Consider the following 7,858-nt stretch of genomic DNA (forward strand, 5'->3'; position numbering starts at 1 on the left):
CTTATAGAACCCATGAAGCGCTGTTTCACGTGAAACGAACGGCATGCTGTGGACCTCAGACTCACGTGAAGTCACATACATCCTTTGAAGGGCAGTGTCACGTGAAACTGCGAAGAGAATGAACTCACGAATCTCGGTAACGAACCTCGGCCAGCAGTTCGTATTCCCCCATCGCATGTTGTGCAGTATTTCGACTTCGCCCGTCGCACGTTGTGCAGCGCTTCGACACTGGTCGTACAGAACTTTTGCCAACAGGCCACGATGTTTCACGTGAAACCCCCTGTATCACCTGAAACGCTCTTCATGCCCGCGCGAGGGGTGAAAGCAAAACTGTAAGTGATTCATTCCGACTCGTACTCCACGGGAGCCCCGGAATCCATAGCGCGATCTCTACGCCCGAGATCGAACAGATACACCGAGCAGGACGAGGGGCGGCGGGTAGAACCGTGGCCAGTGGCCGCCGTAAACAACTACAGGTATGTGTCGCTGCAGCCACAACAACGGCCCCGAACGAGGAGTTTTTTCATCGCACTCGAGGGAGGACAGCAAACCCATCTCAATCCTGGCCCAGCGGGCGGGTGACGCTGACCGACACGTCGCCACAATCTTCGCAGCCGTTAAGGTCAACCGACACGGCATGACCGCATACACGGAGTCATCGATTACGGCTCCGTTTCACGTGAAACCAGAGCGAAGAAGTCGAGCATTCCCGACACGACCCGATTGAATCGACCCTACAACCTGCATGCTGAGCGATCGAAACTGCGTCAGGAACACGGATTACCTGTTCTGCGTGAAAAGATGCAGCTCGACGGTAAAAATTCTCCAGATCGAAACAGCTAGGACGATCCACATCCGCACCGACAGTAACTGCACAAGCGAGGCAACAATGAAGCACCAACGTCACGCATCCTGCTCGCTCGTCAGCGTAAGCAGCTTGTCCGTCGCCCTCGCATACAGCGGCGATGGACCGTTTCACGTGAAACCATAGGCTGCGGCAAGTCGCGGTTCGCTGGATGAGTGAAGATTCTCAAACCTCGAAAGCGAGACTGACGCGAAACGGCCGGCGCAAACTTTCGCCAGTCACCAAGTCTTACAATCACTTCGGACATTTGATCGTCACGTGACCGAATAGCCGGGCAGACAGCTGCCTACCCTGAGGGGCTAACTGGAGAGACTACTCGGCGGACTTGACGCCAAGCAGCGAAAGGATTCGATCGAGATCCTCCTGATTCGCGAACTCGACGCTCAACTTTCCCTTGCGTTTGCCGACGGTGATGTTGACCTTCGTGTCGAGACGATCACCGAGTCGTTCGGCGACCTCGATGAACTCCGGGGCCACCCGCGACGTTGCACGTGAAACATTCACCGAGTCTCCGCGATTGAGGAGAACGACGGCTTCCTCAGAAGCACGAACCGACAGTCCCTCAGCAACGATCCGCTGCGCAAGGACTTCCATCTGCTCGGGATCCTTCAGCCCGAGGATCGCCCGTGCATGTCCTGCGGAGATGACGCCGGCCGCCACGCGACGCTGAACCAGCGGGGGCAGACGAAGCAGGCGCAAGGTGTTGGAGATCTGGGGACGCGAACGACCGATGCGCTCCGACAGCTCCTCCTGGGTGCAGTTGAAATCCTCAAGCAGCTGTCCATACGCCGCAGCCTCTTCAAGCGGGTTGAGTTCAGCACGATGGAGGTTCTCGAGCAGCGCATCTCGGAGCAGGTCGGTGTCGTCGACGAAGCGCACGATCGCGGGAATCGTCCCGAGTCCGGCTTCCTTCGTCGCCCGCAGACGGCGCTCACCCATGATGAGCTCGTATCGCTCCTCAGCGCCTGGCTTGCGCCGGACGACAACAGGCTGGAGCACGCCGATCTCGCGGATGCTGTGAACGAGTTCAGCGAGCTGATCCTCATCGAAGACCGTCCGCGGCTGGCGAGGGTTCGGGTCGATGAGCTCAACGTCGACTTCTCCGAACGCGGTGTCCGGAATCGAATCCACACCCGGTCCGTCATCGAACTCGGAGTCGCCATTCGCCGAGGTGTCATCCGGTGATTCAACTACATCAATAGTAGCCGGCTTCGGGGACTGCTTGTCACTGTCGTCAGCAGGCTCACCGGCCGCCGCGGAATCGTCTGCTGCAGAGCGGTCATCGTCGAGTGAACCGCCCTTCGAGGTATAGACCCCGGGGTGCTGCTCTCGCACATCATCAACCATCTCGACCTCGTCGACCGATGCAGAACTCCCGAGAGACCGAGCAGCATCGCTGGCTGCGACCGACGACGCAGTCGTCTGCTCGTCGACAACAATCGAGTCATCGGTTGTTGAGTCAGGGGCAGGAGACGGCTTCACCGCGGTCCGCTTGTTCACAGGTGACGCCACATTGCTGGTCGCGGCCTTCGCGGCCTCGGACTTCGCTTTTGCAGTCTTCGCAGTCGTGGTCTTCGCAGTCGTGCTCTTAGCAGTCGACGATTTCGCTGTCGACGCTTTTCGGGTCGAGGACTTGGCAGAGGAGGACTTCGCTGTCGACGCGATCTTCGCACCGCTCGACTTCGCCGAACCTGTCTCCGCGGCGGAGCCGGCCTTGGCTCCCGTGCCCGATTTGGCTGCAGCACCGGTCTTAGCAGCACCGGTCTTCGCAGCGCCGGTTCGGGCCGTAGAGGCCTTCGAACCGGGGGCCCGGGTCCCAGCCGCGGAGGAGCTCTCCGTCGCCTCCGACTTCGGCTTGCGACGGCGAGATGACTGCATCGACGCAGCCGGGTCGGTCCGACGCGTCCGGGTCGACTTCGCGTCCTCGGCCGTGGCTGAACTGCGCGACTGCTCCTCGGCGCTGCCGCCGGAGAAGAAGACATCGACGGGACGATCGCTCGTCGCAGCGTCGGGGATGAGCGCGCCGAGACCCCGTCCCAGCCCGCGCTTCTTGCGTTCAGCCACGTTCCACTCCTCGATTCGCGATCTCTTCAGCAGCTTCCAGGTAGGACAGAGCGCCGCTGGAATGGGGATCATAGGTGATGACAGTCTGACCGTAGCTCGGTGCCTCGGAGATCCGCACGGAACGCGGAATGGCCGTCCCGAGAACCTGCTCCGGGAAGTGCGTCCGCACATCCTCGGCCACCTGAGCGCTGAGGTTCGTGCGCCCGTCGTACATCGTCAGCAGGATCGTCGAGACCGACAGCTGCGGGTTGAGGTGCTTCTGGATGAGCTGGATGTTCTTGAGCAGCTGGCTCAGCCCCTCGAGTGCGTAGTACTCGCACTGGATCGGGATGAGGACCTCACGGGCCGAGACGAAGGCATTGACGGTGAGCAGTCCGAGGCTCGGCGGACAGTCGATGATGACGTAGTCGACCCGATCCCCGGCGGCCGCCCGCTCCTCGAGGTAGAGACCCAACGAGCGCTGCAGGCGCTGCTCACGGGCGACGAGGGACACGAGTTCGATCTCCGCCCCGGCCAGGTCGATCGTCGCCGGCACACAGACGAGAGAGTCGAAGTCCGGTGCCTGAGCGACAGCGTCGCGCATCGGCACATCATCGATGAGCACATCGTAGATGCTCGTGACATCGGAGTAGTGATCGATGCCGAGCGCCGTGCTCGCATTGCCCTGCGGGTCGATGTCGATGACGAGGACGTTGAGGTTCTGCTTCGCCAGGGCTCCGGCGATGTTCACCGCCGTCGTCGTCTTCCCCACACCGCCCTTCTGATTGGCGATCGTGAAGATGCGAGTGGAGTCCGGCTTGGGAAAGCTGACCTGCGCAAGGCGGTCGGCACGACGATTGTCGCGAGCGATCGCGGCACCTATCGGAGACGACTCGTCCATGATCGGCATTCGGCGCACTCCATCATCCATCGGGTTCACAAAGCTACTGACAGCCTAGACCACATTTGGTTCGTTCTATTTCTTCGCTATTTCCACGACGCGACTGGGAACCTCGAGGATTCCGCCGTCGACGACGTGGATCGTCGGCTGCCCGAAGCGGTAGCGTTTGAGCAGCTTCTTCGCTTTGACGAGCTCACCCTCGACCGACTCACCCTTGAGCGCGAGGATCCGGCCCTCGGGCCCGATGACGTCGTGGGTCCATTCGACGAGTGTCGTCATCGCCTTGACGGCCCGCGCCGTGACGACGCTGAACATCTCCTCGTCGACGAGGTCCTCGACACGGGCCCTGACGATCCGGACATTATCCAGTCCGAGATCGTCGACGACCATCTTCAGCCATTCGACCCGGCGCTCCATCGGCTCGATGAGCACGACCTTCGCCTCCGGGCGCATGAGTGCGATCGGGATCCCGGGCAGTCCGGCGCCGCTGCCCACATCCCCGACGACGTCGTCGGAGGACACGAATTCGGCGACGACCGCACAGTTGAGGATGTGGCGCGTCCACAGTCGGTCGATCTCCCGCGGTCCGATGAGACCCCACTCGATGCCCGTGGTCGCCAGATGCTCCGCGTAGCGCTGGGCCAGCGGGAACGCCTCACCGAAGTACTCTTCGGTCCCCGCCGGGGGAACCTCGAGCGCGGACAGGTCAGTCATCTGCGGGGCGGACGACGACGTGACGGCCCTCGCCTTCGCCTTCCGATTCCGACACCAGACCGGCCTTGGCGACCTGGTCGTGGATGATCTTGCGCTCGAAGCTGTTCATCGCCTTGAACGCGAACTCCTCGCCGGACTCCTTGACCTGTTCGATCGCGGCCTCGGCCTTGCCGATGAGCTCATCACGGCGGTTCGAGCGGTAGCCGTCGATGTCGAGCATGAGCCATGAACGCTGACCCGTGCTCGTCTGCACAGCGAGTCGGCAGAGCTCCTGCAGAGCCCCGAGAGTCTTGCCGTCGCGACCGACGAGTGTGCGCAGGTTCGAGTCGTCCTCGTCCTCACACACGATGGACAGCTGCGCACGCCCATCGGCGACATCGATGTCGATGTCACCGTCGATGTCGGCGATGTCCATGAGCTCTTCGAGATAATCCGCCGCGATCTCGCCCTCTTCCTCGAGGAGCTCGGCCCGGGTCGGCTTCGCAGCCTTGTCGTCGATGACTTCTTCTGACATGTCCTACCTCAGCGCTTCTTGTTCTTCTTGCGGTTCTTGCTCACAGGCTGCTGACGCTGCCCGGACGACTTCGGAGCCTCCTCGGCGGGGACAGCGGCGCCTTTGACCTCTGCCTGCGGAACGGTCTTGCCCTTGCGCGCCTTGCGCTCGAGCATCTCCTTCTCCGCCTTCGACCCCGGCGCGGGCATGTTCCTGATGACCATGTGCTGCTGGACCATCGTCCACGTGTTCGACACGAGCCAGTAGAAGAGCACACCGAGCGGGAAGTAGATGCCGCCGACGCCGAAGACGACCGGCATGATGTAGAGGAGCATCTTCTGCGACTGCATCATCGGGTTGGCCATCGCGGCCTCCGACATGTTCTTCGCCATCATCTGCTTCTGCGTGATGAACATCGTCGCAGCCATGATGATGATGAGGACCGCGGTGAGCACCTTGACGGTGATGCCCGGATCCATGAACGTCGCCGACAGCGAGACGCCGAAGACCGAGGACTCCTCGGCCTGCTGCGCGAGCTCCTGGGTGAGACCGCCGATCGCGTCGATGCGGCCTTCAGCCACGCCCTGCATGTTGTGGATGACGCGGAAGAGCGAGAAGAAGATCGGCATCTGCACGAGCAGCGGCAGACATGACGCCCACGGGCTCGTCTTGTTGTCGCGGAAGAGGCTCATCTGCTCTTCGGCCATGGCCTGGCGGGAGTACTGGTCCTTCTTGCCCTTGTACTTCGCCTGCAGCCGCTGGATCTCGGGCTGGAGGAGCTGCATCTTGCGCTGAGCACGGATCTGGTAGACGAAGAGCGGGATGAGGAGCGCACGGATGACGACGGTGAGGCCGGCGATCGAGAGGACCCATGTCCAGCCGTTCGCGGCGGGGAGTCCGAGTGCGGTGAAGATGTCGTGGAAGATCGCGAGGATCCATGCCACTACCCACTGCAGGGGGTAGAGCAAGTTGTCGATCCAGTCCATTCAGTTCTCCTCGTTACAACGACTCGTGCGCGTCGTTCATTGTGCCATTGTTGTCAGTCGGTCGCGACATGGGCGCGGACCGGTACGTCCCGCGCGGGACGGGCGATCACGAGCGCTCCTGCCCGTGTCCGGAGCCCGTGGTTCTCATCGCCGCGGACCGGGCTTCGCGGGCGGAGCCGGGAACGTGATCGACCCCGCCGTGGGAGAACGGATTGCACCGCAGTATCCGCCATCCAGTTAACACCATTCCCTTGAGAACTCCGTGTATCTCGAAGGCCTCGAGCCCGTACATCGAGCAGCTCGGATAGTACCGGCAGACTTGTCCGTAGAGCGGGGAGACGACGACCCGATACGCCCGGATGAACCAGACGAAGGGCATCCGCGGCGCGATGCGCAGGAACCACCACACCCCCGGCCAGAATCCTGCCGGGCGGCGCGGCACCTCCGACTCATGTCTGAGGTCGTGTTCGGCGTCCACGATTCTGCTGCTTCTTCCGGGCCTTCTCGATGAGCTCGCCCACTTCGGTCTCGAGGTCGGCGAAGGCCGCCTCGGTGGCATTGGGCAGTGCTCGGATGACGAACAGGCTGCCGGTCTCCATCTCCGCCAGCCTCGGGTGCATGATCTCCCGCAGCCGGCGCTTCACCTTGTTGCGCTTGACCGCGTTGCCGACGGCCTTGGATACGATGAAACCCACGCGCGGGGCGTGGGAATCATCTGCCTCTGACAGGCTGTGCGCCATGAGGTGGTCCGAGCGCACCCGAACGCCGGCTCTGAAGACTCGTCTGAAGTCCTCGCCGCGCCGGAGCCGGTGCGCATCCGGGATCAAAGGTCAGGCCGAGACTTCGGAACGTCCCTTGCGACGACGCGAAGCCAGGATGGCGCGACCGGCACGGGTCCGCATGCGCAGGCGGAAGCCGTGCTTCTTGGCACGCTTGCGGTTGTTCGGCTGGAAAGTACGCTTGCTCACTTGAGGTCTCCGATTTCTGGGTTGCGGGTGAACGCCTGACGCGTTCTCACAAAAAACGGCGGTGCGAGTCTCGACCGCCGAGCACTCCTGTGCATAAGAGCTAGAACAGAATCGGATGCAGCCCGGTACACAGGACACTCCATCTTAGCCAAGGCCGGAGAGACCGGTCAAACCGGCCGATCATGTTTCACGTCACCGTTTCAGCCCGTTCACTCACGTTCATCTCCGCGTCGACTGCCGTCTTCCACAAGTCACAATCATGTAGTTTTCCACACGCTTATCCACCCGTGTGGAGGATTGCCCGGCCGACTCGTCAGTCCTCCACAAACTGTGGAAAACTGTGTGGAAGTCATGCACAGGTGTGGACTGTGGGACGACCGCGAACGACAACAGAGAGGATCGACGGTGTCGAATTCCAAGAACGAGCTCATCAGCCAATGGCGAACGGTGGTCTCCAATCTGGATGAGGACGCCGACCTCACGAAGCATCAGAAGAGCTTCCTCTACCTCGCGCTGCCCAAGGCGATCGTCGACAACGCCCTCGTCCTCCTCGCCGTCCGCGACGAGCATTCCCGGCGCACCATCGAGACCCGCCTCCGTGAACCTCTGACCAGGGAGTTCTCTCGGGTCATCGGCTTCGACGTGACCTTCGGGTTCGTCGTCGATCCCGAACTCGACGTCCCCATCCGCTTCGAGGAGCTCATCGACGAGACCGACCACACCACCGCCGCGCCTGCCACCGCCACGACGCCGGCAGGACACGGATCGACGACCGCCTCGGCACCCACCGGTCAGACCGCCTCGGCGACGGCCCCGACGCATGAGCTCGTTCTTGGAATTCGACACCGTCGATCCTCTCTGTTGTCGTTCGCGGTCGTCCCACAGTCC

At 62.1% G+C, this 7,858-nt stretch carries 8 protein-coding genes and 1 pseudogene; 1 reads left to right on the top strand and 8 read right to left on the bottom strand.

What is annotated here, in order from left to right; genetic code table 11:
- Nucleotides 1-1,177: 1,177 nt before the first annotated feature.
- From FFS20_RS09300 to rpmH, 8 genes are all read right to left on the bottom strand, one after another.
- Nucleotides 1,178-2,365: a ParB/RepB/Spo0J family partition protein gene (locus FFS20_RS09300; RefSeq protein ID WP_249356762.1), complete on the bottom strand. Its 1,188-nt coding sequence runs from the start codon at nucleotides 2,363-2,365 to the stop codon at nucleotides 1,178-1,180.
- Between the two features lie 556 nt (nucleotides 2,366-2,921).
- Nucleotides 2,922-3,818: a ParA family protein gene (locus tag FFS20_RS09305; RefSeq protein ID WP_137825564.1), complete on the bottom strand. Its 897-nt coding sequence runs from the start codon at nucleotides 3,816-3,818 to the stop codon at nucleotides 2,922-2,924.
- Nucleotides 3,819-3,884: 66 nt separating this feature from the next.
- On the bottom strand, nucleotides 3,885-4,523 hold the full coding sequence (gene rsmG, locus FFS20_RS09310; RefSeq protein ID WP_137825565.1) for a 16S rRNA (guanine(527)-N(7))-methyltransferase RsmG: 639 nt from the start codon (nucleotides 4,521-4,523) through the stop codon (nucleotides 3,885-3,887).
- A complete protein-coding gene (locus tag FFS20_RS09315; RefSeq protein ID WP_137825566.1) occupies nucleotides 4,516-5,037 on the bottom strand; it encodes a R3H domain-containing nucleic acid-binding protein in 522 nt (173 codons plus the stop codon). The genes rsmG and FFS20_RS09315 overlap by 8 nt, the downstream gene beginning before the upstream one ends.
- An 8-nt stretch (nucleotides 5,038-5,045) precedes the next feature.
- Nucleotides 5,046-6,002 (bottom strand): membrane protein insertase YidC, encoded by a 957-nt coding sequence (gene yidC, locus FFS20_RS09320; RefSeq protein ID WP_137825567.1) that lies wholly within the window; start codon nucleotides 6,000-6,002, stop codon nucleotides 5,046-5,048.
- Nucleotides 6,003-6,108: 106 nt separating this feature from the next.
- Entirely contained in the window at nucleotides 6,109-6,480 is a 372-nt protein-coding gene (gene yidD / locus FFS20_RS09325) for a membrane protein insertion efficiency factor YidD (RefSeq protein ID WP_349290521.1), read from the bottom strand.
- A complete protein-coding gene (gene rnpA / locus FFS20_RS09330; protein WP_137825568.1) occupies nucleotides 6,452-6,829 on the bottom strand; it encodes a ribonuclease P protein component in 378 nt (125 codons plus the stop codon). The genes yidD and rnpA overlap by 29 nt, the downstream gene beginning before the upstream one ends.
- A gap of 3 nt (nucleotides 6,830-6,832) precedes the next feature.
- Nucleotides 6,833-6,970 carry a 50S ribosomal protein L34 gene (rpmH, locus tag FFS20_RS09335; protein ID WP_009376895.1) on the bottom strand — a complete coding sequence of 46 codons (138 nt, stop codon included), beginning with the start codon at nucleotides 6,968-6,970 and terminating at the stop codon, nucleotides 6,833-6,835.
- Nucleotides 6,971-7,375: 405 nt separating this feature from the next.
- On the opposite strand from rpmH, the pseudogene FFS20_RS18330 reads away from it, so the two are divergent.
- Nucleotides 7,376-7,858: pseudogene (locus FFS20_RS18330) on the top strand (hypothetical protein); the annotation flags it as partial.

Source organism: Brevibacterium sp. 2SA, from assembly GCF_005502845.1.
Lineage (GTDB): Bacteria > Actinomycetota > Actinomycetes > Actinomycetales > Brevibacteriaceae > Brevibacterium.